Genomic DNA, 24,114 nt, shown 5'->3' with positions numbered 1-24,114 from the left:
GTACCGCCCGCGCCCGCGTTGTGCCCGCTCACCTTCGGCTGCTGCTGCAGCGGATCCGCCGCCCACAGCTTGCCCTTGTACTGGTACCCGCCGACGACGGTCTGGGCGTCGGCGATCGGGGCGACCAGCGTGAAGGCGGCGAAGGTCAGGCCGATGACCACCTGTCCCCGTCGCCGTATTCGTCGGCGGCGCTGCCCGCCGCCTCCCCCGAATCCGCTCTCACCTTGGTGTCGAAGCTGCACGACCCAACTCCACTAGGTAGTAGTCGAACCACTTCCGAGCGGCTTCGGGCAGGCACAAGTTCCCCCCGTTTCCCCCCGGTGATGCGGACCATATGCGGCTCGCTACAGACAGCGCAAGGGTCGTCACACGGACGATCTCAATACACAGGAACCACTCAGACATCAGCCGTTTCAGTCACCTCGTGACAAAGTGGTCCAACCACTCCAATCGCCCCCCATGGCACCCTTCTTGACGGATCGGACTCCCCGGCCACAGCAATCCGCGAAGCCGCCAATCGGCACACGTCGGGCGAACCGTTGCGCCACGGAGTAAATCCGACATCCCGTCAGAGGTGAAGTGGAATCAGTGACACCGCATCAGCCGTGGGCAATTCTTTGCCCATTCTTTTCCATGGGTGATGCCGTCGCATTTCTCCGGATCCCGAGGCCGATACCGATGACCCGGCCCTGCACTCGACTTCGACAGTTCCCGCAGGTCCGCGGCCGGCCTGGAGGCAGCCGACCGGGTCGCGGACGGCAGCACCCAACGACCCGCCACCCGACCCCCGTGCCACCCGCCGCACCCTCTGCTCCACCCTCACCCCACCCCCGCTGCCCCCGGCCCCACCAGGCGTGGTCCTCATGCACAGCCCCCACCCATCCGGGCTCCTCTCTCTCCGTATTGCCATCGGTACTCATCGGGCAATAACCTCCCCGTGGCCTCTCAGGTCACACGAGTCACGTCCGTTACACGGGGCACCATCTGACAAAGCGTAAGGAGCACCGCGAAACGGACATGACGGACTGACGCCGTCAACGGGGGAGGCCAGGGCCGGCCAGTCGTCTCAGCCGGCCTTTGCCAGGACTTTTCTCACAGGGGACTTCACGTGCTTTCAGCCGGCCTCAGGCCAGCGACGCGGCCGAGACTGCGTCACCACCTCACTCTGATAGCGGCCCTGACCACGGTGCTCGCCACCGCCGCGGGCCCCAGCTTCGCCGACACCGGCGCACCCGCACCGGCGGCCGCCGCCGGGACCAAGCCGACCGGTGCCCAGCAGGGCCCGTCGCAGCAGGCTCAGGCCGAGGCGAAGAAGACCGGCAAGCCGGTCACCGTCGACGCGCTGACCACCGAGACTTCGCTCACGGTGGCCAACCCCGACGGCAGCTTCACCACCACCACCAACGTCCAGGCCGCGCGGGTCAAGAAGGGCGGCGCGTGGGTCGCCACCGACGCGACCCTGGCCAAGAACGCCGACGGGACCTTCTCCCCCGCCGCCACCCCCTCCGGGGTCACCCTGTCCGGCGGCGGCACCGCGCCGCTGGCCGCCTTCAAGGACAAGGCCGGCCACCAGTTCGCGATGACCCTGCCGTTCGCGCTGCCCAAGCCGACCGTCAACGGCGACACCGCCACCTACGCCGACGTCCTGCCCGGCGTCGACCTCCAGGCCACCGTCACCGACCAGGGCGCCTTCCACGAAGTCCTCGTCGTCAAGAACGCCCAGGCCGCCGCCAACCCCCAGCTCAAGACGCTGAAGCTGGCCACCACCACCAACGGCCTCACCACCAGCACCGACACCGACGGCAACCTCACCGTCAAAACCCCCGACGGCACCGAAGCCTTCCACGCCCCGGCCCCGCTGATGTGGGACTCGGCCAGCCAGGCCGCCCCGGCGGCCGACAGCCCGCACCCGAACACGTCGGCCGCCGAGGCCGCGCCCAAGCTCAAGGCGATCTCGCCCGACGCCCCGGCCGCCCCGCTCGGCTTCGCCGACCCGGCGGGCAAGCTCGGCTCCTCCAAGGAGGGCCCGGGCCACGGCGCGCACATCTCCAAGCTGAACGTCACGGCCGACAACGGCTCGCTCACCCTGGCCCCCGACGCCGACCAGCTGGCCCACGCCACCTACCCGGCCTTCATCGACCCGGGCGTCTCGCCGGCGGGGGGCACCAACCACTACACCGAGGTCAAGTCGGGCTGCGCGGGCCAGACCCTCTACGACACCCCGCAGACCAACGGTGAGGCCATCGGCTGGCAGCACTACGACTCCAACTGCGCGGGTATCTACCGCTCGTTCTACGAGCTGAACACCAGCTTCCTGAACTCCAGCATGACGGTGTTCACCTCCACCCTGGTGCTCTCCGAGACCTACGGCGCGGACTGGAACTGCAGCACCCAGTACCCGGTCAACGCCAACCTGGTGGGCGCCATCAACGGCAGCACCAGCTGGAACACCCAGCCCGGCTGGGTGCAGAGCGTCCCGGGCACGACGACCACCTCCTCGGCCTCGTCCTGCGGCACCCACACGGTCAACCTGGACGTCACCAACGCCGTCAAGTCCTACCAGACCAACGGCAACCTGACCTTCCAGCTGTACGGCAACGAGGACACCAGCAACTCGTCCAACAACGGGTTCATGCGGTTCGGCCTGAACCCGTACATCAGCACCACGTACGACATCGCGCCGAACCAGCCGACCGGCATGTACACCAGCCCCTACGCCGGCGAGTGCGGCAACACCGGCTGGATCGGCATGACCTCGCTGAACGGCAACGCGTCGAACATCCAGCTGCACGCCTGGGACTCGACCAACATGCCCGGCGTGAACCTGCAGAGCACGTTCCACGTCTGGGACAACATGACCAGCAACGGCGGCTCGCCGGCGGGCATGGCGCAGTCGGTCTCCGACTGGACCGCGCCGAGCAGCTGGACCAGCGCCAACATCGCCTTCCAGGTGCAGGACGGCCACCAGTACGGCTGGAACGCCATCCCGTACGACGGCACGCTGAACGGCCCGGGCTCGCAGTACTGCTACTTCGACGTCGACCTGAGCCCGCCGTCGATCGCCGGCTTCACCCCGTCGGCGGCCTTCCCGCCGCTGGGCAGCGGCATCACGCCGCAGGCGCACGCCGGTGACCCGACCGTCAACATCCAGGTCTCCAGCACCGACCCCACCCCGACCGGCTGCACGCTGAACGCCTGCATCAAGTCCGGTGTGAAGCAGTTCCAGTGGGCGCTGGACCAGAACATCCCGGTCAGCGGCTTCAACCACGTCGACGTGACCCCGGACGCCAACGGCACCGCGACCGCGAGCATCCCGGTCAGCCTGACGGCCAACCAGTGGGGCACCCACACGCTCAACGTGCGGGCCGTCGACGGCGCGGGCAACACCCAGGCCACCGTGGCGAGTTACAGCTTCTACGCGCCGTTCAACCCGAACACCAAGGTGAACCCGGGCGACCTGACCGGTGACGGCGTGCCGGACACCATCGTCGCGGACCCGACCAACACCGGGAACCTCACCCTGATCCCGGGCAACGCGGACGCCTCCGCCACCCCGCAGGTGGCCTCCACCCAGGCGAACAGCCCGGACGGCACCAGCTGGAGCAACTTCCTGGTGACCCACCGCGGTTCGGAGGTCCAGGGCACCGTCGACGACATCTTCGCGCTGAAGAACACCTCGCCGAAGTCGATGTACCTCTACACCAACGACGGCAACGCCGCGGCCCCGGCCGGCGGCTACGCGGTCAACGGCACCTTCGACAACCGCAACTTCCAGCCGCTGAACAAGCCGTCCGGCTGCGCCGCGGCCAGCACCGGCTGCTCGGCCGCGTACAGCGCCAGCTGGGACGCGGTCTCGCAGATGGTCGCCCCGGGCGCCTTCAGCCGCCTGCCGCTCTGGTCCGCCTCCGGCTCCAAGCCGTACGCCGACCTGATCACGGTGGAGAACGGCAAGCTCTGGTACTACCCCGGCAGCGCCAAGGGCGGTGCCAACCTGGTCAGCCCGTACCTGATCAGCTCGGACGACTGGTCCAACACCACCCTGATCGCCCCCGGCCTGGTCGGCGCGACCGTCACCAACGGCGCGGTCAGCGGCGGCACCCCGACCCTGTGGGCGCGCAACAACACCACCGGTGCGGTCAACCAGTACACCCTCACCTTCGACACCAACGGTCTGCCCACCAGCAACCTGTCCGCGCCGAAGGCCACCAACCTGACCAACGGTGCCGGGACCAACCTCTGCGCCGACGTCAGCGGCGGCAACACCGCCAACGGCACCGCCGTGGCGCTCTACGGCTGCGGCAGCACCATGTGGGAGAACCAGGGCTACACCTGGGGCCTGGACGGCAGCCTGCACGTGCTCGGCAAGTGCATCGACATCCCGGGCAGCAGCACCACCGCGGGCACCGCGGTGCAGCTCTACGACTGCAACACCACCAACGCGCAGAAGTGGGCCCCGGTCGCGGGCAGCCCGGGCCTGCTGCAGAACCCGAACTCGGGCCTGTGCCTGGCCGCCGCCAAGGGCAACCCGACCGCCTCGGGCGCCGCGCTGGTGATCGCCACCTGCGCCGCGGGCACCCCGGAGCAGACCTGGACCGCCACCGGTACCGCGCTCACCCAGCAGTCGGTGATCAACCGCAGCTTCCGGGCCAGCACCTACCCGGTGCTGACCTCGCCGGGTGACGTGAACAACGACGGCAACCCCGACCTGGTCGCGATCACCGGGGCCGGCGCCATCACCCAGTACCTGGGCACCGGGGCCGACAGCAAGGGCGAGGCGCAGCTGAGCCCGGCGAGCCAGATCGGCACCGTCAACGCCCAGGTGCAGGTCGACATCCGCTCGGTCCAGGACGGCCGCTGCCTGGACAACTACGGCAACGGCGCGGGCGTGCCCGGCCGGGGCACCAACGTGGCCCAGTACGACTGCTGGGGCGGCGCGACGCAGAAGTTCACCTTCGCCACCGACGGCACCCTGCGCACCGGCGGCATGTGCGTCTCGGTCGCCAACGGCGCCACCACCAACGGCGCCGCGGTGATCAGCTGGGACTGCGAGCCCGGCCACGCCGAGCAGCAGTGGGTGCTCGGGACCGACGGGACCATCCGCAACCCGGCCTCCAAGAAGTGCCTGGAGCTGCCCGGCTGGGTGACCACCAACGGCTCCGCGATGGACATCTGGGACTGCGGCAGCGGTCAGGCGAACCAGGAGTGGGTGGTGCACACCTACTAGTCGCTGCCGACCGCACCCGGTCCGCACCGACCGAGCGGCCCCCCACCCGGATCCCGGGCGGGGGGCCGCTGTCGTCGTCAGGGCAGCCGCAGCACGAAGCGGGCGCCGGGGCCCGGCTCCAGGGTCAGCGTGCCGCCGTGCGCGGTGGCGACGGCGCGCGCGATGGCCAGGCCGAGGCCGGTGCCGCCGGTGGCCCGGGACCGGGCCTGGTCGCCGCGCACGAAGCGCTCGAAGAGCTGCTCGCGCAGCTCCGGCGCGATCCCCGGTCCGTCGTCGGCCACCGCGAGGTGACGGTCCGTCAGTGACAGGGTGACGGTGCTGCCGGACGGCGTGTGGCGGTGGGCGTTGCTGAGCAGGTTGGCCACCACCTGGCGCAGCCGGTCCTCGTCGCCGGTCACCAGGACCGGCTCGGCGGGCAGTTCGAGACGCCAGTGGTGCTCCGGTGCGGCGGCCCGGGCGTCCGCCACGCAGTCCAGCGCGAGCCGGGTCAGGTCGACCTCGGCGGCGGCCAGCGGGCGGCCGGCGTCCAGGCGGGCGAGCAGCAGCAGGTCGTCCACCAGCGCGCCCATCCGGCGCGACTCGGCGGCGATCCGCTCCAGCGAGTGGCGCACCGGCTGCGGCACCGGCTCGGGGTGGCGCAGGGCCAGTTCGGCGTGGCCGCGCACGGTGGCCACCGGGGTGCGCAGCTCGTGGCCGGCGTCGGCGGCGAAGGAGCGCAGCCGGTCCTCCACCGCGTGCCGCTGGGCCAGCGCGTCCTCGACGTGGCCGAGCATCCGGTTGAGCGCCAGGCCCACCCGGCCGGTCTCGGTGCCGGGGTCGGCCGCCGGGGCCGGGACCCGCTCGCCGATCACCACCTCGCCGCGGGCCAGCGGCAGCGCGCTGACCCGGGTCGCGGTGGCGGCGATCCGGTCCAGCGGGCGCAGCGCCAGCCGCAGCCAGAGCCCGCCGACCACACCGGCCACGGCCACGGCCACGCCGAAGACGACCAGTTCCAGCAGCTCCACCTGGTGCAGCGTGTCCTCCACCGCACGCAGCGGCACGCCGGTCACCAGGACGTCGCCGTCCCGCCCCGCCACCGCGCGGACCCGGTACTCGCCGAGCCCGCCCACGTGCACGGTGCCGGCCGCGCCGCCGACCGGCAGCTCGGCCAGCCGGTGCTGGTCCGCCGCGGTCAGCGTGACCTGGTCGGAGGTGTCGGCGGGCGCGGTGCCCGCCGCCACCGCCGCGTCGTCCGCGTCGCCGTCGACCACGCCGGCATCGGTCACCGTGCCGCCCAGCAGCCGGGCGCCGAAGGTGCCGGGGGCCTGGGCCCTGGTGTCGCTGGCGTTGCCGTGCTCCAGGCTGGCGGCGTACCGGCCGCCGGTGTCGGAGAGCTGCTGGTCCAGCCGGGCCAGCAGGAAGCCGCGCAGCGCGGTGGTGACGGCCAGGCCGACCCCGGCGAAGATCACCAGCAGCAGCGCGAGCAGGCCGGCCAGCAGCCGGACCCGCAGCGAGCGCCGCCCGCCCCTCACACCGCCGCCTTCAGCAGGTAGCCCGCGCCCCGGACGGTGTGGATCATCGGTGCTCGGCCGGCGTCGACCTTCTTGCGCAGGTAGCTGATGTAGAGCTCGACCACGTGGGCCTGGCCGCCGAAGTCGTAGGACCAGACCGCGTCCAGCAGCTGGGCCTTGCTCAGCACCTGGCGCGGGTGGCGCATCAGGTGCCGCAGCAGCGCGAACTCGGTCGGGCTGAGCTCGATCGGGGCGCCGGCCCGGCTGACCTCGCGGGCCGCCTCGACCAGCACCAGGTCGCCCAGCACCAGCGCCCCGGGCGGCGGCGCGGCGGGCGGGGCGGCCCGGCGCAGCAGGCCGCGCAGCCGGACCACCACCTCCTCCAGGCTGAACGGCTTGGTCACGTAGTCGTCGCCGCCGGCGGCCAGCGCGCCGATCCGGTCCTCCAACGCGTCCCGGGCGGTGAGGAAGAGCACCCGCACCTCCGGCCGCTCGGCGTGGATCCGCTCCAGCACCGCCATCCCGTCCAGGTCGGGCAGCATCATGTCGAGCACCACCGCGTCCGGGGCCCAGGTCGCCGCCAGGTGGACCGCCTCGGCGCCGGTGGCGGCGCCCAGCGCCTGGTGGCCCTCGTAGCGCAACGCGGCGCAGAGCACCTCCACGAGGTCGGGTTCGTCGTCGACGACCAGGATGCGGCGTGCGGTCATGCCGGCCATTGTGCCGCAGCGGGATGAGAAAGCGGTGAGATCCGTTAGCCCGCTGACCTGCGACGACCTGCGGAAACGGGTCCCGGCGGGGTCCGGCGGGCCGGTTTTCAGAGCGAACTGAGAGCTGGCCCTGACAGGGTTGCCCAACCGATGCCGCAGCGAGCGAGAGGAGCCGCCGTGACGGTGACCACCACCCACCGACGGACCCCGGCCGGCACCCGCCGGGCGCCGACCCCCGGCCGCACCCCCGTCGGGGAGCTGGCCCGCGCCGCCCTGCCGTGGCTGCTGCCCGCCGCGGTGGCGGCCGGCGCGCTCGGCATCCTCGCCCTGTGGTGGCGGGACACCTACGCCGTCACCGGCGCCGACGAGTGGCTGACCGGTGCGGGCCGGATCACCGGCCTGCTGGCCGGCTACCTGGCCCCGGTGCTGCTCCTGCTGATGGCCCGGATCCCGGTGCTGGAGCGCGAGGTGGGCGCCGACCGGCTGGCCCGCTGGCACGCGCAGGGCGGCCGCTACCTGGTCCTGCTGATCACCGTGCACGTGCTGACCGTGATCTGGGGGTACGCGCTGACCGCCCACCGCGGCGTGCTCGGCGAGACCGGCGAGCTGGTGCTGCACTACCCCGAGATGCTCAAGGCCACCGCGGCCACCCTGCTGATGCTGGGCACCGGCGCGGTCTCCGCCCGGGCGGCCCGGCGGCGGCTGAGCTACGAGGCCTGGTACTACCTGCACCTGGCCACCTACCTGGCGATCGCGCTCGGCTTCTCGCACCAGCTGGTGAACGGGGCCGACCTGGTCGAGGGACCCGGCCGGCTCGCCTGGTGGGCGCTCTACCTGGGCTCCTTCGCGCTGCTCGGCTGGTTCCGGCTGGCGCTGCCCTTCCTGCGCGACCGCCGCCACCGGCTGCGGGTCGCCGAGGTGCGGCCGGAGGCGGACGGCGTGGTCTCGGTCTTCCTGACCGGCGAGCGGCTGGACGAGCTGCGCTGCCTGCCGGGGCAGTTCTTCCGGCTGCAGTTCCTGGCGCCCGGGCTGCGCTGGGCCGCCAACCCGTACTCGCTCTCCGCGCCGCCGCACCCGCGGTTCCTCCGCTTCACGGTCAAGGACCTGGGCGGGCACAGCGCGGCGGTGGCCGGCCTGCGGCCCGGGGTGCGGGTGCGCGCCGAGGGACCGTACGGGGCCTTCACCGCCAGGGCCCGGGTCGCCCCCGGCCGGCCCGTGCTGCTGATCGCCGCCGGGGTGGGGATCACCCCGATCCGGGCGCTCTTCGAGTCGCTGCCCGCCCGCCCGGGCACCCTCACCCTGCTCTACCGCGCCCGGCGCGAGGAGGACCTGGTGTTCCGCCAGGAGCTGGAACAGGTGGCGGCCCGGCGGCGGGCCCGGGTGCACTGGCTGCTGGGGTCCCGGGACCGGGGGGCCGGCCCGTCCCGGGACCCCCTGTCGGCGGCGCGGCTGGGCGCGCTGGTGCCCGGGCTGCGCGAGCACGAGGTGTTCCTGTGCGGGCCGCCGGAGCTGGCCGCGGCCACGGTGCGCGAGCTGCGGGCGGCGGGGGTGCCGGGTCGGCGGATCCACCACGAGTCGTTCGTCTTCTGAGGGAGTGTCGGTATGCGCAGGACATTGGTGACCGGGGCGGCGACGGCCTCGTTGGTGGTGCTGCTGCTGGGCCTGAAGCCGCACGGGTCGGCCACCGCGGGGACCCAGGCCCCGATCTCCTCCGACCAGGGTGCGGCGGCCCCCGCGGCGGCGCCGTCCGCCGGTGCCACCGCCTCCGGCGCCACCCCGTCGGGTGCCGCCTCGGCCTCGACCGGCCAGGCGGCGAGCGGGACCAGGACGGTGACCGGCAACGCCGTCGACACCCGGTTCGGGCCGGTCCAGGTCCGGATCACGCTGACCGGCGGCAAGCTCACCAAGGTGGACGTGCTGCAGTACCCGTCCGAGAGCGGGCGGGACCGCGAGATCAACGCCTACGCGCTGCCGCAGCTGAACCAGGAGGCGATCGCGGCCGGCGGCGCGAACATCGACGCGGTCTCCGGCGCCACCTACACCAGCGACGGGTACACCCGCTCGCTGCAGAGCGCGCTGGACCAGGCCGGGCAGAGCGGGACCGGCTGATGCTGCGCCACACCGAGGAGGCGATGGGCACGGTCTTCTCCTTCGCGCTGCGCGGCGGTGCGCCCGCGGTGCTCGGGCCGGCCGTGGCCGAGCTGCACCGGCTGGACGCACTGTTCTCGACCTACCGGCCGCAGAGCCAGCTGAGCCGGCTGGGGCGCGGCGAGCTGACGGTGGAGGAGTGCGACCCGTTGGTGGCCGAGGCGCTGGCGGCCTGCGCGACGGTGCGGGCGGACAGCGGCGGCTGGTTCACCGCCCGGCCGGGCGGGCGGCTGGACCTGTCCGGCTGGGTCAAGGGCTGGGCGGTGGAGCGGGCCAGCGACCTGCTGGTCGCGGCCGGCTGCCCGGACCACACGGTCACCGGCGGCGGCGACGTCCAGGCCCGCGGCACGGCCGCCGACGGGCGGCCCTGGCGGATCGGGGTGGCCGACCCCGCCCGGCCCGGCGCGGTGGCGGCGGTGCTGGCGGGGCGCGGCGCGTTCGCGGTGGCCACCTCCGGGACGGCCGAGCGCGGCGCGCACATCGTGGACCCGCACACGGACCGGCCCGCCCCCGGCACCCACTCCGTCACCGTGGTCGGGCCGCAGCTGGCCCTGACCGACGCCTACGCCACCGCCGCCTTCGCCATGGGCCCGCAGCGGGCCCTGGACTGGATCGCCGCGCTGCCGGCGCACGAGGCCCTGGTCGTCCTCCCGGACGGGCGCCGACTGGGCACCCCGGGGCTGGTGCGCCACCTCGCGGACGACTAGTCAGCCGGTCAGACTGGCCTGGTGGATGACGGCGCGACGGCAGAGCACGAGGCGGACCGGAGCACGGGCCTGAGCGGCCGGCTGAACTGGCTGCGGGCCGGGGTGCTCGGCGCCAACGACGGGGTGGTGTCCACCGCCGGGCTGGTGGTCGGCGTGGCCGGCGCCACCTCGGACGCCACCGCGCTGCTCGCCGCCGGCCTGGCCGGCCTGCTGGCCGGGGCGCTGTCGATGGCCTCCGGGGAGTACGTCTCGGTGAGCACCCAGCGCGACTCGGAGCGGGCCGCGCTGGCCCAGGAGCGGCGCGAGCTGGCCGAGCAGCCGGAGGAGGAGCTCGACGAGCTGACCGGCCTGCTGCGGGACCGCGGTCTGACCCCGGAGGTGGCGCGCGAGGTGGCCGAGCAGCTCACCGCCCGCGACGCGCTCGGCGCGCACGCCCAGGTCGAGCTGGGCATCGACCCGGAGCAGATCGTCAACCCGTGGCACGCCGCCTGGGCCAGCTTCGTGGCCTTCACCTGCGGCGCGCTGCTCCCGCTGCTGGCCATCGTGCTGCCGCCCGCCGGTCTGCGGGTCCCGGTCACCGTGGTCGCCGTGCTCTGCGCCCTGGTGCTCACCGGCTGGGCCGGCGCCCGGCTCGGCGTCTCCCCCGTGCGGCCGTCGATCCTGCGCAACGTGCTGGGCGGCGGGCTGGCGATGGCCGTCACCTACGCGGCGGGCTCGCTGCTCGGCGCGGCCGGGGTCTGAGCCACCGTCACGGTGAACTGCGGCAGGACCCGTCCCGGGATCGACCCGGAGGGCACCTCGCCGGTCCGCCGGGCGCCCATCGCCCGGTAGAAGTCGGCGGCGTTGGGGTCGGCGTCGACGGTGAACTCCGCGGTCCCCGCCGCCCGGGCGAGCTCCAGCACCGCGCGGAACAGCGCGGACCCGACGCCCTGCCCGATCGCGGCCGGCTCCACGTACAGCATGTCCAGCTCGTGCCCGCCGAACAGCGCGAAGCCCAGCACCGCCCCGCCCCGCTCGGCCACCAGGGCCCGTCCCGCCGCCAGCAGCGCCGGGCGCAGGGTCAGCTCGGCCCGGCAGGCCGCGAGGAACGCCTCGTCATACCCCCAGTGCCCCTTGGAGCGCAGCGCCAGCTCGGAGAGCGGGCCGGCCTCCTCGGGGCGGGCGGGCCGGATCTGCAGCACGGAGTCCATCCGCCCAGCCTCGCACGCACGCCACTGCCCCCGCCGCCGGTTTTCCGGCGACGGGGGCAGTGCGCGAGCGGGTGACTACTTCTTCTTCTTGTCGCTGCCGGACGCCACCATGACCAGGCCGGCGATCACCGCGAAGGCGAGCAGCGGGATGGCCACGTAGAGGCCGAGGGTCTGCGCGACGGTCAGGCCCTGGCCCGGGTCGTCACCGTCGTCGCGGGTCAGCGCGAAGGCGGGCGACGTCATCAGCATCATCAGCGTGGCCGCTGCGGAGACCGCACCAGCGCGCAAAGCGTTCCTCTTGTCCACGTTTTCCACGGTACCGGCCCCTCATCGGCCGTCGCGCGGCGGGGTCGGCCTTCCGGGGCGCCCCCGGCCCGCCGACCGGGCCAGTCCGGCCCCGAGCAACTCGCGCAGCACCAGCGCGTCCGGCTCGGTGGCGAGCCGCTCCAGCGTCACCGGGGCGCCCGCGCCGTCGGCCACCGGCAGCCGCCAGTTGGGGTACTGGTCCCAGGTGCCCGGCAGGTTCTGCGGGCGCGGGTCGCCGACCGTGTCCGGCAGCCAGACACCGACCAGCTCGGCGGGGGTGGCCAGCAGGAACCGGTACAGCGCCGCCTGGTCCAGCGGCGCGTCCCCGGCCAGCATCCCCCGCCGGACCAGCTCGCCGCGCCAGTCGGCCAGCTCGGCGGCGGCCGCCTCCTGCTCGTCGACCAGCGGGTGGGCGAGCAGGCCGAGCCGGTGGCGCAGCTCCACGTGCTCCCCGGACAGCCGGGCGGCGGTGCTCGGCAGGTCGTGCGTGGTCAGCGTGGCCAGGCAGCCGGGGCGCCAGCGCTCGGGGGCCAGCGGCGCGCCCTTGGCCCCCTCCTTGCCGGTCCAGTCCCGCTCGAACCAGAGCACCGAGGTGCCCAGCACCCCACGGGCCGTCAGCTCCTCGCGCACGCCGGGCTCCACCGTGCCCAGGTCCTCGCCGATCACCGCGGTGCCGGCCCGGTGCGCCTCCAGGGCCAGCACGCCGAGCATCGCGTCGGCGTCGTAGCGGACGTAGGCGCCGTGCGTCGGCGGCAGCCCGGCCGGCACCCACCAGAGCCGGAACAGCCCCATCACGTGGTCGATCCGGATCGCCCCCGCGTGCTGGGCGGCGGCCCGCAGCAGCTCGGCGAAGGGCGCGTAGCCGGCCTCGGCCAGCGCGTCCGGGCGCCAGGGCGGCAGCCCCCAGTCCTGGCCGTGCGCGTTGAAGGCGTCCGGCGGCGCACCCACCGAGATGCCGCCGGCCAGGTAGTCCTGCAGCACCCAGGAGTCGGCGCCGTGCGGGTGGCAGCCGATCGCCAGGTCGTGGATCAGACCGACCGTCATGCCGGCCCGCTCGGCGGCCAGCTGGGCGCTGCCCAGCTGCTCGTCCACCAGCCAGGCCAGCCAGCGGTGGAACTCGATCCGCTCGGCGAGCTCGGCCCGGGCCGCGGCCACCTGCGGGGAGTCCGGGCGGCGCAGGCCCTTGGGCCAGGAGTGCCAGTCGCTGCCGTGCTGCTCGGCCAGCGCCGTCCAGGTGGCGTACTGGTCCAGCCAGTCGCCCTCGCGGCGGACGAAGGCCTGGTAGGCCGCCTGGCGCCCGGGAGCGCGCGGGACGGTGTGCAGCACCCGCAGCGCCTCCTCCTTGACCGCCCAGACCGCGTCCCGGTCGATCAGCCCGTCGTGCTCCAGCACCTCGGCCCGTAGCCGCCCGGCGCGCTGGGCCAGGTCGTCCAGCTCGGCGCGGTCGGCGGCGGGCGCGTAGGCGTACTCGGGCAGCGCCTCGATCCGCAGGTGCACCGGGTCGGCGAACCGGCGGCTGGACGGGCGGTACGGCGACGGGTCGGAGGGCACCCCGGGCAGCGCCGCGTGCAGCGGGTTGATCTGCACGAAGTCGGCGCCCAGCGCACCGGCCGACCACTGGGCCAGCTCCGTGAGGTCGCCGAGGTCGCCCATGCCCCAGGAGCGCTCGGACAGCACCGAGTACAGCTGGGCCAGGAAGCCCCAGCCGCGCCCGGCCAGTGGCTCCAGCCGCTCGGGGGCCACGATCAGGGTGGCCGACTCGGACCGGTCGGCCAGCGTGAGGTGCAGGGTGTGCCGCCCCAGCGGCAGGTCGGCGGGCAGCCAGTGCGAGCGGCCGGAGGGCAGCCGCCAGTCGCCGCCGTCCTCCAGCTCGATGCTCAGCCGGGCGGCCGCCGGGGCGTCCAGCGCGGTGCGCCGGCCGGCCCGGGCCACCAGGCAGCGCGGCAGCAACCGGCCCGCCGCGGCCTCCCGGTGCTCGCGCAGCGCCTGCTCGACGGCCTGCGGGTCGCCCGCCGCGACCCCGAGCGCGGCCAGCACCGCGATCAGCGTGGCGGCGCCCACCTGGACGAAGTTCCCCTCCCCCGCGTCGTAGCTGCTGTCCACGCCGTGCGCGTGGGCCAGCGCGATCAGCGCCTGGCTCGGCGCGTCCTCCGACGCCGCGTCAGGCGCGGGGCCCGGAGCTGATGACTCGTCACGGTGCTCTTCGGAACGGTCGAGGTATGCGGCCAACGCGGTCTCCTGGCGACGGCGGACAGTCGGATCCCACTCCTACCCGGCGCACCCGCCGACCATCCCTTCCGGCGCGCCGCCCCGGCGGGGGAACCCGGTAGTGCGTCAGTTGACCCCTACGGGACGTCCCTTCCCCCGTGCGGGGGAGGACCGGTTTCGCTCCCGTCGGCGATCCGCGACCAGGAGGGTTCCGGCGAAGCTCTGTCGTGTCAGCCGGACCGCACCCGAAAGGCCTCCACGATGACCAGCACCGCCCTCGTCGCCACCCCCGGCAGCGCCCAGCGCACCCGCCTGCTCGCCGTGGCCGCGCCCGCCCTGCTCGCCGGCTACGGGCTGGTCCGGCTGGTCCCCGGCTCCCGCGAGCCCGGCCCGGGCTGGATGCTGGGCCACACCGCACTGCTGGCCGGCCTGCTCTGCTTCGGCCCGCTGCTGCTGCGGCTGCACCGCCCCGGCCGGGTCTCCGCGCTCGGGCTGGGCGCCGCCCTGTTCGGGCTGGTCTGGTCCCTGGTGCAGGTCGCGGTGGACCTCTGCGTGGGCGCGATCAGCTCCACCGAGGCGGCCCAGGAGCACCACTTCGAGGCGATCCAGTCCGTCCCGGGCGTCCTCCCCCTCGTGTACCAGTTCGGCCCGCTCGCCTTCTACCTGGGCCTGCTCACCCTGCTGACCCACCTCGCGGTCCGCCGCACCCTCCCCTGGTACTCCCCCGTCCTGGTCCTCACCGGCACCCTGGCCATGGGCGCCTCCCTCGACCTGATGCCCCTGGGCGGCGCCCTCTACGGCCTGGCCCTGGCCCCGCTGGCCCGCCGGGGGTCAGAGGTCCAGTAGCTCCACCGGTGAACCGATCGGGTCGGGCCGGGGTACCGGCGGGAGCGGGTCGGGGCGAGGCCCAGGGCGGCGGCCAGCGCGGCGTCGGAGTCCCAGAGGGTGTCATCGGCATCGAACGAGATCGCGGCTGTCGGCGGCATGGCAGGAGGCTACAAACGCGGCGGGCCGGCCTCACCCCCTCACACGAGGGGCGGGGCCGGCCCATGGGGCTGCCGCGGTGCTTGCGGCCCGGGTGGATCAGGCGGTGAGTGGTTCGGGTTCGCCGTGCAGGTGGGCGCGGCCCAGCTGGACGGGGGTCGTGGGCGGGTGGTCGGTATGGTCGTAGTGCTCGAAGTCACGGAACTGGTCCGTGCCGCCGTACGGCTCCAGGTAGGGCCGCCAGCGCGGGTCCTTGATCCCGGTTCCGATGATGCGCCAGGCCAGTCCGCTGGGCGGAGCAGGAGGTCGCTTCATCCGCCACCCGAGCTCGGTGAGGTGGCGGTCGGCCTTCAGGTGGTTGCAGCGGCGGCAGGCCGCCACCACGTTGTCCCAGCGGTGCTGACCGCCGCGGCTGCGCGGGATCACGTGGTCGACGCTGGTCGCGGCGGCCCCGCAATAGACGCATCGCCCGTGGTCACGGGCGAACAGTGCGCGGCGGGTGAGCGGTACTGGCCCGCAGAACGGCACCCGGACGAACCGGGTGAGCCGGACCACGGAGGGCGCCGTGACGGCGCTGGTGGCGCTGTGCAGAGTGACGGCCGAGTCCTCCAGGCTGATGGCCTTGTGGTTGAGGACCAGGACGAGGGCGCGGCGCATCGATACGACGCCGAGTGGCTCGTACGACGCGTTGAGGACCAGGACATGCGGCACGGATGCCTCCTTGGACGCCTGCGGCGCGTGGCTCGCGCCGGGACGAGCGGATGACCGCGCATCGCTGCGCGATCACCCCCAGTGTCGCCTTACGAGTTTGTACGGCGCCACCACTACCGGGTAACAGGCCGAAGAGGCTTCTGACCGCTTCCGCCCGCCACCGGTCGTACTGATCCCTATGCCCAGACCGGCGGCCCGCCGCACTCGAACGGTGACTAGGCTGACGCCGAACGTGTAAGGCAGCGCAGGAGGACCGGCCCGTGACCGACGTGACCACCAGTACCCGACAAGCGGCCGGGTGGCTCGACACCCATTGGCAGGCCTGGGTGGAGGGCACCCTGCGGGCCGTGCTGATCGTGGTGCTGGCCCTGGTGATGCGGGCCGTGGTGCGCAAGCTGATCGACCAGTTCATCCACCGGATGGCGACCCGGGCCGAGCAGACCGACCACGAGACCAGCAGCCGGCTGGGTGGCCTGCTGGTGAACACCGAGCGACGCCTGCAGCGCTCGGCGGCCATCGGCTCGGTACTGCGCAGCGTCGCCTCCTTCTCGATCATGGGCACCGCCTTCCTGATGGTGCTCTCCGGCATCGGGGTGGACCTGGCCCCGCTGCTCGCCAGCGCGGGGGTGGCGGGCGTCGCGCTCGGCTTCGGTGCGCGGAACCTGGTCACCGACTTCCTCTCCGGAGTCTTCATGATCATGGAGGACCAGTACGGCGTCGGCGACGAGATCGACATGGGCGTGGCCACCGGCACCGTGCTGGAGGTGGGCCTGCGGGTGACCAAGCTGCGCGGGGCCAACGGCGAGATCTGGTACATCCGCAACGGCGAGGTGAAGCGGATCGCCAACATGAGCCAGGGCTGGTCCACCGCCACCGTGGACATGCAGGTCGGTTACAAGGAGGACCTGGAGCTGGTCCGCACCCTGATCACCGGGGCGGCCGAGGCGATGGCCAAGGAGTCGCCCTGGGACGAGCTGCTCTGGGCGCCCGCCGAGGTGCTCGGCGTGGAGTCGGTCTCGGCCGACACCGTGGTGCTGCGGGTGGAGGCCAGGACCATGCCGAGCAAGGCGGCGCCGGTCAGCCGGGAGCTGCGGCTGCGGCTCAAGGAGGCCTTCGACCGGGCCGGCATCAAGCTCAAGGAGGAGGCCTCGGCGGCCGGCCCCAAGCCGACGGTGCCGGAGGCCCTGGCACCGTCCTCGCTGGCCGACCCGACCTCGGCCCGCTCGCTCGCCTCCAAGCCGATACCGCCGCCGACCCCCGAGGAGCAGGCCGCCTTCGGCAAGCTCCCGTAACGGGCAACCCCGCCGCCGCGAAGCCCCGCACCCCGCCGAACCCGGGATGCGGGGCTTCGTCGTATCCATTGACACTCCCTGGATTGTTAGTAAAGTTTCCAGTCGCCAGCCCGGAATGGACGGTGCTGGCCGACCGGCCGAGCGTGGGAGGAGGATCGAACCGTGAACGACACCACCCGCCCCACGGCCGCCCCCCGCCCCGGCACCCCCAGTCGGCTGCGCGCCATCAACGACCGCGCCGCGCTCGACCTGCTGCTGGAACACGGCCCGCTCTCCCGCACCCGGATCGGTGCCCTGACCGGCCTGTCCAAGCCCACCGCGTCCCAGCTGCTGGCCCGCCTGGAGGCGGCCGGCCTGGTCGTCCCGGTCGGCACCACCGCCGGCGGGCCCGGGCCCAACGCCCAGCTGTACGAGGTGAACCCGGCGGCCGGCTACGTGGCGGGCCTGGACGTGACGCCCAGTCAGATCCGTTTCGCGGTGGCCGACATCACCGGCCGCACCCGCGCCGAGTACACCCTGGCCACCCCGGGCCGGCAGGCCGCCGGCACCGTCCGGCGGGTGGCCGACGGGCTGGCCGAGACCCTGCAGCGGGCCGAACTGCCCTGGGGCAGCCTGCGCGAGGTGGTCATCGGCACCCCCGGCGCGCTCGACCCGCAGACCAACAAGCTGCGGTACGCGGCCCACCTGCCCGGCTGGCACACCCCCGACCTGACCGGCGAGCTGTCCGCCGCGCTCGGCGCCCCGGTGGCGATCGAGAACGACGTCAACCTCGCCGCCGTCGCCGAGCAGGCGCTCGGCTCCGCCCGGGGCAGCGAGGACTTCGTGCTGCTCTGGGCCGAGGAGGGCATCGGCGCCGCGATCGTGATCGGCGGCCGGCTGCACCGAGGTTTCACCGGCGGCGCCGGGGAGGTCGGCTACATGCCGCTCCCGGGCGCGCCGCTGGTGCGCAACGTCCGCCGGGAGAACTCCGGCGGGTTCCAGGAGCTGGCCGGCGCCAACGCCGTGCTGGCCCTGGCCAAGCAGTACCGGCTGACCGCCCGGTCGGCCCAGGCGGCGATCGTCCGCGCGCTGGAGACCCCCGGCGCGGGCGAGGAGTTCCTCCAGGTGCTGGCCAACCGGCTGGCCACCGGGCTGGCCGCGATCGTCGCCGTGGTCGACCCCGAACTGGTCGTGCTCTCCGGCGGCATCCCGACGGCCGGCGGCGAGCGGCTGCGCGAGCTGGTCCAGGAGGAGCTGACCGGACTCGCGGTACCGCGCCCGAAACTGCTCAGCTCCACCGTCCAGGGCTCACCGGTCCTGCACGGCGCCCTGCAACGGGCGTTGACCGACGCACGGGAGAGGGCCTTCACCACCGCCTGACCCGCCGCCGTCACCCGCACCGTGCCCGCTCCCGCCCCCCGCACCCCCGTCCCGCCCGGTCCCGCCGCACTCCGGCCGGCCGCTCCCCCCGCTCCACCCGCACCGCCTCCCCCAACCCCCGCCGGGCCGTCGGGCGATGACGCCTGCCCCCGTACCCCCAGGAGGACCCGTGTCCCTTCCCCGCAGATCCCTCGGCCGCCGCCCGGTCGCCGCGCTCGCCCTGGGCGCCGTCACCGCGCTCCTCGCCACCGCTTGCACCGGCACCGACTCGGGCTCCGGCAACGACACCTCGGCCTCCGGCAAGGACGTGACCATCACCTTCTGGCACGGCTGGAGCCAGGACAACGAGACCAAGGCGATCAACGACAACATCGCCGCCTTCGAGAAGGCGCACCCGAACATCCACGTCAAGGTGGTCGCCAACATCACCGACGACAAGATCGACCAGGCGCTGCGGGCCGGCGGCCCGGACGCGCCGGACGTGGTCTCCTCCTTCACCACGGACAACGTCGGCAAGTTCTGCAACTCCAAGGCCTGGATCGACCTCAACCCGCTGCTGAAGAAGGACGGCATCGACCCGGCCGCCACCTTCCCGGCCCCGATGCTCAAGTACAGCCAGTTCCAGGGCGACCAGTGCTCGCTGCCGCTGCTCGGCGACTCCTTCGGCCTCTACTACAACAAGAAGGCCTTCGCCGCGGCCGGCATCACCGCCCCGCCGAAGACGCTCAGCGAGTTCGACGCCGACGCGGTCAAGCTGACCGTCGCCAACGGCGACGGCTACCAGCAGCTCGGCTTCATGCCGAACTACCACGGCTACGAGACCTCCCCGGCGCACTACCTGGGCCAGTGGGGCACCGGGTACTTCGGCTCCGACGGCAAGTCGGACCTGGCCGGCGACCCGACCGTCGCCGACATGCTGACCTGGCAGCAGAAGCTGATCGGCAAGCTGGGCGGCTTCGACAAGCTGGAGAAGTTCCGCACCTCCTTCGGCGACGAGTTCAGCGCCAAGAACCCGTTCGAGACCGGCCAGGTCGCGATGGCCCTGGACGGCGAGTGGCGCACCGCCTCGCTGAAGGCCGACAACCCGGGCATCGACTGGGCCACCGCGCCGTTCCCGGTGCCGGACGCGCAGGCCGACACCTACGGCCGCGGCTACCAGACCGGCACCATCGTCGGCATCGCCCGCAGCAGCCAGAAGCAGGCCGCCGCCTGGGAGCTGGTGAAGTACCTGACCACCGACACGGACGCGGTGGTGAGCTTCGCCAACGCCATCCACAACGTGCCCAGCACCATCGCCGCGCTCAACTCGCCCAAGCTGGACAACGACCCGAACTTCAAGGTGTTCCTGGACATCGCCAAGAACCCGCACACCTCCACCACCCCGCCGAGCATCAACGGCGGCGCCTACCAGGTGAGCCTGCAGAACTTCGCCTACGACGTGGAGGCCGGCAAGCAGGCCGACCTGAAGGCCGGCCTGGCCGCCACCGACAAGGAGATCGACGCCGCCGTGGACCAGGCCAAGTGACCACCGCGGCAGCCAAGCTCGCCACCCCGCCGGCGCTGCGCCGCAAGCGCCGGCGGGGGGCGCTGCGCACCCTGGCCTTCCTCTCCCCGTGGCTGATCGGCTTCTCGGTCTTCTTCGCCTACCCGCTGGTCTCCACCGTGTACTTCTCCTTCATGAAGTACGACGGCTTCAGCGCCCCGGTGTTCACCGGCCTGAAGAACTGGAACTACGTCTTCAACCACTACCCGTTCTTCTGGCAGGGCCTGCGCAACACGCTCTGGCTGGTGCTGGTGATGGTCAGCCTGCGGGTGGTCTTCGGGCTCGGCGTCGGGATGCTGATCACCAAGGTGAAGACCGGCGCCGGCTTCTTCCGGACCGCCTTCTACCTGCCCTACCTGGCTCCGCCGGTGGCGGCCACCACCGCGTTCGCCTTCCTGCTCAACCCGGGCACCGGGCCGGTGAACCACTTCCTCGGCGTGCTCGGCCTGCCGCAGCCCGGCTGGTTCACCGATCCCGCCTGGTCCAAGCCGGCCCTCAGCCTGCTGGCCATGTGGGGCATCGGCGACCTGATGGTGATCTTCATGGCCGCGCTGCTGGACGTGCCGCGCGAGCAGTACGAGGCCGCCGAGCTGGACGGGGCCAGGGCCTGGCACAAGTTCCGCTACGTGACCCTGCCGAACATCTCGCCGATCGTGATGTTCGCCGTGGTCACCGGCGTGATCCAGACCATGCAGTACTACACCCAGGCGATCGTGGCCGGGAAGGTGGCCAGCGGGGTGATCGGCGGCTCGGGCCAGCAGTTCGAACCCGGCTACCCGCACGGCTCCACCTGGACCCTGCCGCAGATGGTCTACAACCTGGGCTTCCAGCGCTTCGACACCGGTTCGGCCTGCGTGGTGGCGCTGATCCTGTTCGCCCTCTCGATGGCCTTCACCAGCCTGCTGCTGCGCCGCCGGGCCGGGTTCGTGTCGAGCGAGGACTGAGAGAGACCGAGACACCGATGACCGCAATCGCCCTGAACGCCCGGCCGGCCAAGGCCGTCGGGCTCGCCGCGGCCCGCCGCCGGGCCGCCCTGCACTGGGTCGCGGTGCACTCCACCGCCGTGGCCGCCGCGCTCTTCTTCCTGCTGCCCTTCGTCTTCGTCTTCCTCACCTCGGTCATGACGGACCGTCAGGCCCTCACCTCGGAATGGTGGCCGCAGCACTGGCAGTGGTCCAACTACGCCAAGGTGTGGAACACGCCCGGCTTCCTCACCTGGTGGCGCAACACCCTGCTGTACGCGGGGCTCGGCACCCTGCTCACCGTGGTCTCCAGCGTGCCGGTCGCCTACGCGCTGGCCCGGTTCGACTTCCGCGGGCGCAACCTGGCACTGATGGCCGTGGTGGCGATGATGATGCTGCCGCCGCAGGTGACCATCATCCCGATGTACCTGTTCTGGTCCAAGCAGCTGCACCTGAGCGGCACGCTCTGGCCGCTGATCATCCCGATGGCCTGCGGCGACGCCTTCACCATCTTCCTGCTGCGGCAGTTCCTGCTGACCGTCCCCAAGGAGTACGTGGAGGCCGCCCGGGTCGACGGCTGCGGCGAGCTGCGCACCCTGCTGCGGGTGGTGCTGCCGATGGCCAAGCCGGCGGTGCTGGCGGTCGCGCTGTTCCAGTTCTTCTACTGCTGGAACGACTACTTCGGCCCGCAGATCTACGCCAGTGAGAACGAGGGCGCCTGGACCCTCTCGTACGGCCTGGAGTCCTTCAAGGGCGCCCACCACACCAACTGGAACCTGGAGATGGCGGCCACCCTGCTGGTCATGGCGCCGGTCATCCTCCTCTTCTTCTTCGCGCAAAAGGCCTTCATCGAAGGCGTGACACTCACAGGGGTCAAGGGCTGATGTCTCTCAAACTCGCCATCATCGGCGGCGGTTCCACCTACACGCCCGAACTCGTCGACGGTTTCGCCCGGTTGCGCGACAGCCTGCCGATCGGCGAGCTGGTGCTGGTCGACCCGGCCGCCGACCGGCTGGAGCTGATCGGCGGCCTGGCCCGGCGGATCTTCGCCAAGCAGGGCCACGGCGCCACCGTCACCACCAGCACCGACCTGGACGCGGCGGTGGCCGACGTGGACGCCGTGCTGCTGCAGCTGCGGGTGGGCGGGCAGGCCGCCCGCAACCAGGACGAGACCTGGCCGCTGGAGTGCGGCTGCGTGGGCCAGGAGACCACCGGCGCGGGCGGGTTGGCCAAGGCGCTGCGCACCGTGCCGGTGGTGCTGGACATCGCCGAGCGGGTGCGCCGGGCCAACCCGCAGGCCTGGATCGTGGACTTCACCAACCCGGTGGGCATCGTCACCCGGGCCCTGCAGACCGCGGGGCACAAGGCGGTCGGCCTGTGCAACGTGGCCATCGGCTTCCAGCGCAAGTTCGCGGCCCACCTGGGCGTGGCACCGGAGCTGGTCCGGCTGGACCACGTCGGGCTGAACCACCTGACCTGGGAGCGCGGGGTCACCCTGCTGGACGCGCCCGGGGCCGCCACCGGCCGCGAGGTGCTGCCGGAGCTGCTGGCCGGCTTCGGCAAGGAGATCGCCGAGGACCTGCACCTGCCGCTGCCGGTGATCCAGCAGTTGGGCGTGGTGCCGTCGTACTACCTGCGCTACTTCTACCAGCACGACGCGGTGGTGGCCGAGCTGCGCGAGCAGGGCTCGCGGGCCGCCCAGGTCGCCGCGATCGAGCAGGAGCTGCTCACCCTGTACGCGGACCCGACCCTGGACACCAAGCCGGAGCTGCTCGGCAAGCGCGGCGGCGCCTTCTACTCGGAGGCGGCGGTGCAGCTGATCGCGGCGCTGCTGGGCACCGGCGGCGGCTCGGACGTGCAGGTGGTCAACACCCGCAACGACGGGGTGCTGCCCTTCCTGCCCGACGACGCGGTGATCGAGGTGCCCGCCGTGGTGGACGCGGCCGGGGTCCGCCCGCTGCCGCAGCGCCCGGTGGAGCCGCTGTACGCCGGGCTGATCGCGAACGTCACCGGGTACGAGCAGTTGGCTCTGGAGGCCGCGCTCAAGGGCGGCCGGGACCGGGTGTTCACCGCGCTGCTGGCCCACCCGCTGGTCGGGCAGATCGAGTTGGCCGACCAGCTGACGGACCGCCTGCTGGCCCACAACCGGTCGCACCTGGCCTGGGCCTGACCGAGACCGGGCCGGTCGGCGACGGGTCGTGCCAGCGCGCACGGCATCCCCTTCGCCGCCGGTCGGCCCACGCCCCCGCCGTTCCCTCGGCCGGGGTCCGCACCAACCCGGGGACACCATGAACCTCCACCCGCCGCACCTGGACGGCGTGCTCGCCATCGACGCGGGCAACAGCAAGACCGATGTCGCCCTGGTCGCCGCCGACGGCACCCTGCTCGGCACCGCCAGGGGCGGCGGCTTCGCCCCCCAACTGCACGGGCCCGGGGCGGCGGTGGCCGGCCTGGCGCCGCTGGTCGCGGCGGCCGCCGCACAGGCCGGGGTCGACCCGGCCGGCGCGCCGCTGGTCACGCACGTGCAGGCCTGCCTGGCCAACGCCGACCTGCCGGTGGAGGAGCAGGCGCTGGCCGCCGCGCTGGAGGCCCAGGGGTGGGGCGGCTCGGTCGCGGTGGCCAACGACACCTTCGGCCTGTTGCGGGCCGGCACCGACGCGCCGCTCGGCGTGGCGGTGGTCTGCGGGGCCGGGATCAACTGCGTCGGCCTGCTCCCCGACGGCCGCACCGCCCGGTTCGCCGCGCTCGGCCGGCTCACCGGGGACTGGGGCGGTGGCGGCGGGCTGGCCCGGGAGGCGATGTGGTTCGCGGCCCGGGCCGAGGACGGGCGGGGCGGGCCGACCGCGCTGGCCGCCGCCATCGGCGAGCACTTCCGGCTGCCGGGCGCGCTGGCGGTGGCCGAGGCGATCCACCTGGGTACCGTGGCCGCCGAGCGACTGCACGAACTGGTGCCGCTGATCTTCTCCTGCGCCGAGGCCGGCGACCGGGTCGCGCTGGAGCTGGTGGACCGGCAGGCGGCGGAGATCACCGCGATGGCCCGGGTCGCGCTCGACCGGCTGGACCTGCTGGACGCGCCCGCCCCGCTGGTGCTCGGCGGCGGGGTGCTGGCCGCCCGGCACCCGCTGCTGCTCGACCGGCTGCGGACCCGGCTGGCCGCCGTGGCCCCGCACGCCGAACCGCGGATCGTCACCGCCGCGCCCGTGCTGGGCGCCGCACTGCTGGGCCTGGACCGGCTGGGCGCCGGGGCGGACGCGCAGCGGCGGGTGCGGGCGGCGTACGGGAC

General features: G+C 73.4%; 19 protein-coding genes. 13 read left to right on the top strand and 6 right to left on the bottom strand.

Features of this window, described 5'->3' with window-relative positions; genetic code table 11:
• Nucleotides 1-1,186 precede the first annotated feature (1,186 nt).
• Nucleotides 1,187-5,224, top strand: coding sequence for a ricin-type beta-trefoil lectin domain protein (locus ACFW1A_RS20700; RefSeq protein WP_380410576.1), 4,038 nt, complete (start codon nucleotides 1,187-1,189; stop codon nucleotides 5,222-5,224).
• A 77-nt stretch (nucleotides 5,225-5,301) separates the two neighbouring features.
• Here the strand turns inward: ACFW1A_RS20700 and ACFW1A_RS20695 are convergent, their stop codons facing one another.
• Nucleotides 5,302-6,735, bottom strand: coding sequence for a sensor histidine kinase (locus tag ACFW1A_RS20695; protein WP_380410575.1), 1,434 nt, complete (start codon nucleotides 6,733-6,735; stop codon nucleotides 5,302-5,304).
• A complete protein-coding gene (locus ACFW1A_RS20690; RefSeq protein ID WP_380410574.1) occupies nucleotides 6,732-7,421 on the bottom strand; it encodes a response regulator transcription factor in 690 nt (229 codons plus the stop codon). The genes ACFW1A_RS20695 and ACFW1A_RS20690 overlap by 4 nt, the downstream gene beginning before the upstream one ends.
• A gap of 183 nt (nucleotides 7,422-7,604) precedes the next feature.
• Here ACFW1A_RS20690 and ACFW1A_RS20685 point away from each other — a divergent pair, with 183 nt between their 5' ends.
• From ACFW1A_RS20685 to ACFW1A_RS20670, 4 genes are read left to right on the top strand one after another with little or no spacing between them, the layout of a single operon-like run.
• A complete protein-coding gene (locus ACFW1A_RS20685) occupies nucleotides 7,605-9,011 on the top strand; it encodes a ferric reductase-like transmembrane domain-containing protein (protein ID WP_380410578.1) in 1,407 nt (468 codons plus the stop codon).
• Between the two features lie 12 nt (nucleotides 9,012-9,023).
• Nucleotides 9,024-9,530: an FMN-binding protein gene (locus ACFW1A_RS20680; protein ID WP_380410573.1), complete on the top strand. Its 507-nt coding sequence runs from the start codon at nucleotides 9,024-9,026 to the stop codon at nucleotides 9,528-9,530.
• Nucleotides 9,530-10,276 carry an FAD:protein FMN transferase gene (locus ACFW1A_RS20675; protein WP_380410572.1) on the top strand — a complete coding sequence of 249 codons (747 nt, stop codon included), beginning with the start codon at nucleotides 9,530-9,532 and terminating at the stop codon, nucleotides 10,274-10,276. The genes ACFW1A_RS20680 and ACFW1A_RS20675 overlap by 1 nt, the downstream gene beginning before the upstream one ends.
• 21 nt (nucleotides 10,277-10,297) lie before the next feature.
• Nucleotides 10,298-11,017, top strand: a complete 720-nt coding sequence (locus ACFW1A_RS20670; RefSeq protein WP_380410571.1) for a VIT family protein — start codon at nucleotides 10,298-10,300, stop codon at nucleotides 11,015-11,017.
• Here the strand turns inward: ACFW1A_RS20670 and ACFW1A_RS20665 are convergent.
• The 3 genes from ACFW1A_RS20665 to malQ form a co-directional block, all read right to left on the bottom strand.
• Entirely contained in the window at nucleotides 10,978-11,466 is a 489-nt protein-coding gene (locus tag ACFW1A_RS20665) for a GNAT family N-acetyltransferase (protein WP_380410570.1), read from the bottom strand. The genes ACFW1A_RS20670 and ACFW1A_RS20665 overlap by 40 nt on opposite strands.
• Nucleotides 11,467-11,541: 75 nt before the next feature.
• Nucleotides 11,542-11,781, bottom strand: a complete 240-nt coding sequence (locus tag ACFW1A_RS20660) for a hypothetical protein (RefSeq protein WP_380410569.1) — start codon at nucleotides 11,779-11,781, stop codon at nucleotides 11,542-11,544.
• Nucleotides 11,782-11,793: 12 nt separating this feature from the next.
• Nucleotides 11,794-13,902 (bottom strand): 4-alpha-glucanotransferase, encoded by a 2,109-nt coding sequence (gene malQ / locus ACFW1A_RS20655; protein ID WP_380410577.1) that lies wholly within the window; start codon nucleotides 13,900-13,902, stop codon nucleotides 11,794-11,796.
• A gap of 339 nt (nucleotides 13,903-14,241) precedes the next feature.
• On the opposite strand from malQ, the gene ACFW1A_RS20650 reads away from it, so the two are divergent.
• Nucleotides 14,242-14,826, top strand: coding sequence for a hypothetical protein (locus ACFW1A_RS20650; RefSeq protein WP_380410568.1), 585 nt, complete (start codon nucleotides 14,242-14,244; stop codon nucleotides 14,824-14,826).
• Nucleotides 14,827-15,063: 237 nt separating this feature from the next.
• On the opposite strand, the gene ACFW1A_RS20645 is transcribed toward ACFW1A_RS20650, so the two are convergent.
• Complete coding sequence (locus ACFW1A_RS20645) at nucleotides 15,064-15,675, bottom strand: HNH endonuclease (RefSeq protein WP_380410567.1); 612 nt, start codon at nucleotides 15,673-15,675, stop codon at nucleotides 15,064-15,066.
• Nucleotides 15,676-15,935: 260 nt separating this feature from the next.
• Between ACFW1A_RS20645 and ACFW1A_RS20640 the strand changes: the two genes are divergently transcribed.
• The 7 genes from ACFW1A_RS20640 to ACFW1A_RS20610 form a co-directional block, all read left to right on the top strand.
• Nucleotides 15,936-16,967 (top strand): mechanosensitive ion channel family protein, encoded by a 1,032-nt coding sequence (locus ACFW1A_RS20640; RefSeq protein WP_380410566.1) that lies wholly within the window; start codon nucleotides 15,936-15,938, stop codon nucleotides 16,965-16,967.
• 162 nt (nucleotides 16,968-17,129) lie between these two features.
• On the top strand, nucleotides 17,130-18,326 hold the full coding sequence (locus ACFW1A_RS20635; RefSeq protein ID WP_380410565.1) for an ROK family protein: 1,197 nt from the start codon (nucleotides 17,130-17,132) through the stop codon (nucleotides 18,324-18,326).
• A gap of 136 nt (nucleotides 18,327-18,462) precedes the next feature.
• A complete protein-coding gene (locus ACFW1A_RS20630; RefSeq protein ID WP_380410564.1) occupies nucleotides 18,463-19,851 on the top strand; it encodes an ABC transporter substrate-binding protein in 1,389 nt (462 codons plus the stop codon).
• Nucleotides 19,848-20,813 (top strand): carbohydrate ABC transporter permease, encoded by a 966-nt coding sequence (locus tag ACFW1A_RS20625; RefSeq protein WP_380410563.1) that lies wholly within the window; start codon nucleotides 19,848-19,850, stop codon nucleotides 20,811-20,813. Before ACFW1A_RS20630 ends, ACFW1A_RS20625 begins: the two co-directional genes overlap by 4 nt.
• Nucleotides 20,814-20,830: 17 nt before the next feature.
• Nucleotides 20,831-21,715, top strand: coding sequence for a carbohydrate ABC transporter permease (locus ACFW1A_RS20620; RefSeq protein WP_380410562.1), 885 nt, complete (start codon nucleotides 20,831-20,833; stop codon nucleotides 21,713-21,715).
• Entirely contained in the window at nucleotides 21,715-23,001 is a 1,287-nt protein-coding gene (locus tag ACFW1A_RS20615) for a 6-phospho-beta-glucosidase (RefSeq protein ID WP_380410561.1), read from the top strand. Before ACFW1A_RS20620 ends, ACFW1A_RS20615 begins: the two co-directional genes overlap by 1 nt.
• A 118-nt stretch (nucleotides 23,002-23,119) precedes the next feature.
• A partial coding sequence (locus ACFW1A_RS20610; RefSeq protein ID WP_380410560.1) for an N-acetylglucosamine kinase occupies nucleotides 23,120-24,114 on the top strand: 995 nt, incomplete at its 3' end.

This window comes from Kitasatospora sp. NPDC058965, from assembly GCF_042741245.1.
GTDB lineage: Bacteria > Actinomycetota > Actinomycetes > Streptomycetales > Streptomycetaceae > Kitasatospora.
This window is presented reverse-complemented; position numbering and strand designations above follow the sequence as displayed.

Coding starts and splice junctions, on each gene's coding strand:
- ACFW1A_RS20650 (WP_380410568.1), top strand. CDS start 14,242: ATGACCAGCACCGCCCTCGTCGCCACCCCCGGCAGCGCCCAGCGCACC.
- ACFW1A_RS20680 (WP_380410573.1), top strand. CDS start 9,024: ATGCGCAGGACATTGGTGACCGGGGCGGCGACGGCCTCGTTGGTGGTG.
- ACFW1A_RS20665 (WP_380410570.1), bottom strand. CDS start 11,466: ATGGACTCCGTGCTGCAGATCCGGCCCGCCCGCCCCGAGGAGGCCGGC.
- ACFW1A_RS20690 (WP_380410574.1), bottom strand. CDS start 7,421: ATGACCGCACGCCGCATCCTGGTCGTCGACGACGAACCCGACCTCGTG.
- ACFW1A_RS20675 (WP_380410572.1), top strand. CDS start 9,530: ATGCTGCGCCACACCGAGGAGGCGATGGGCACGGTCTTCTCCTTCGCG.
- ACFW1A_RS20620 (WP_380410562.1), top strand. CDS start 20,831: ATGACCGCAATCGCCCTGAACGCCCGGCCGGCCAAGGCCGTCGGGCTC.
- ACFW1A_RS20615 (WP_380410561.1), top strand. CDS start 21,715: ATGTCTCTCAAACTCGCCATCATCGGCGGCGGTTCCACCTACACGCCC.
- ACFW1A_RS20630 (WP_380410564.1), top strand. CDS start 18,463: ATGACGCCTGCCCCCGTACCCCCAGGAGGACCCGTGTCCCTTCCCCGC.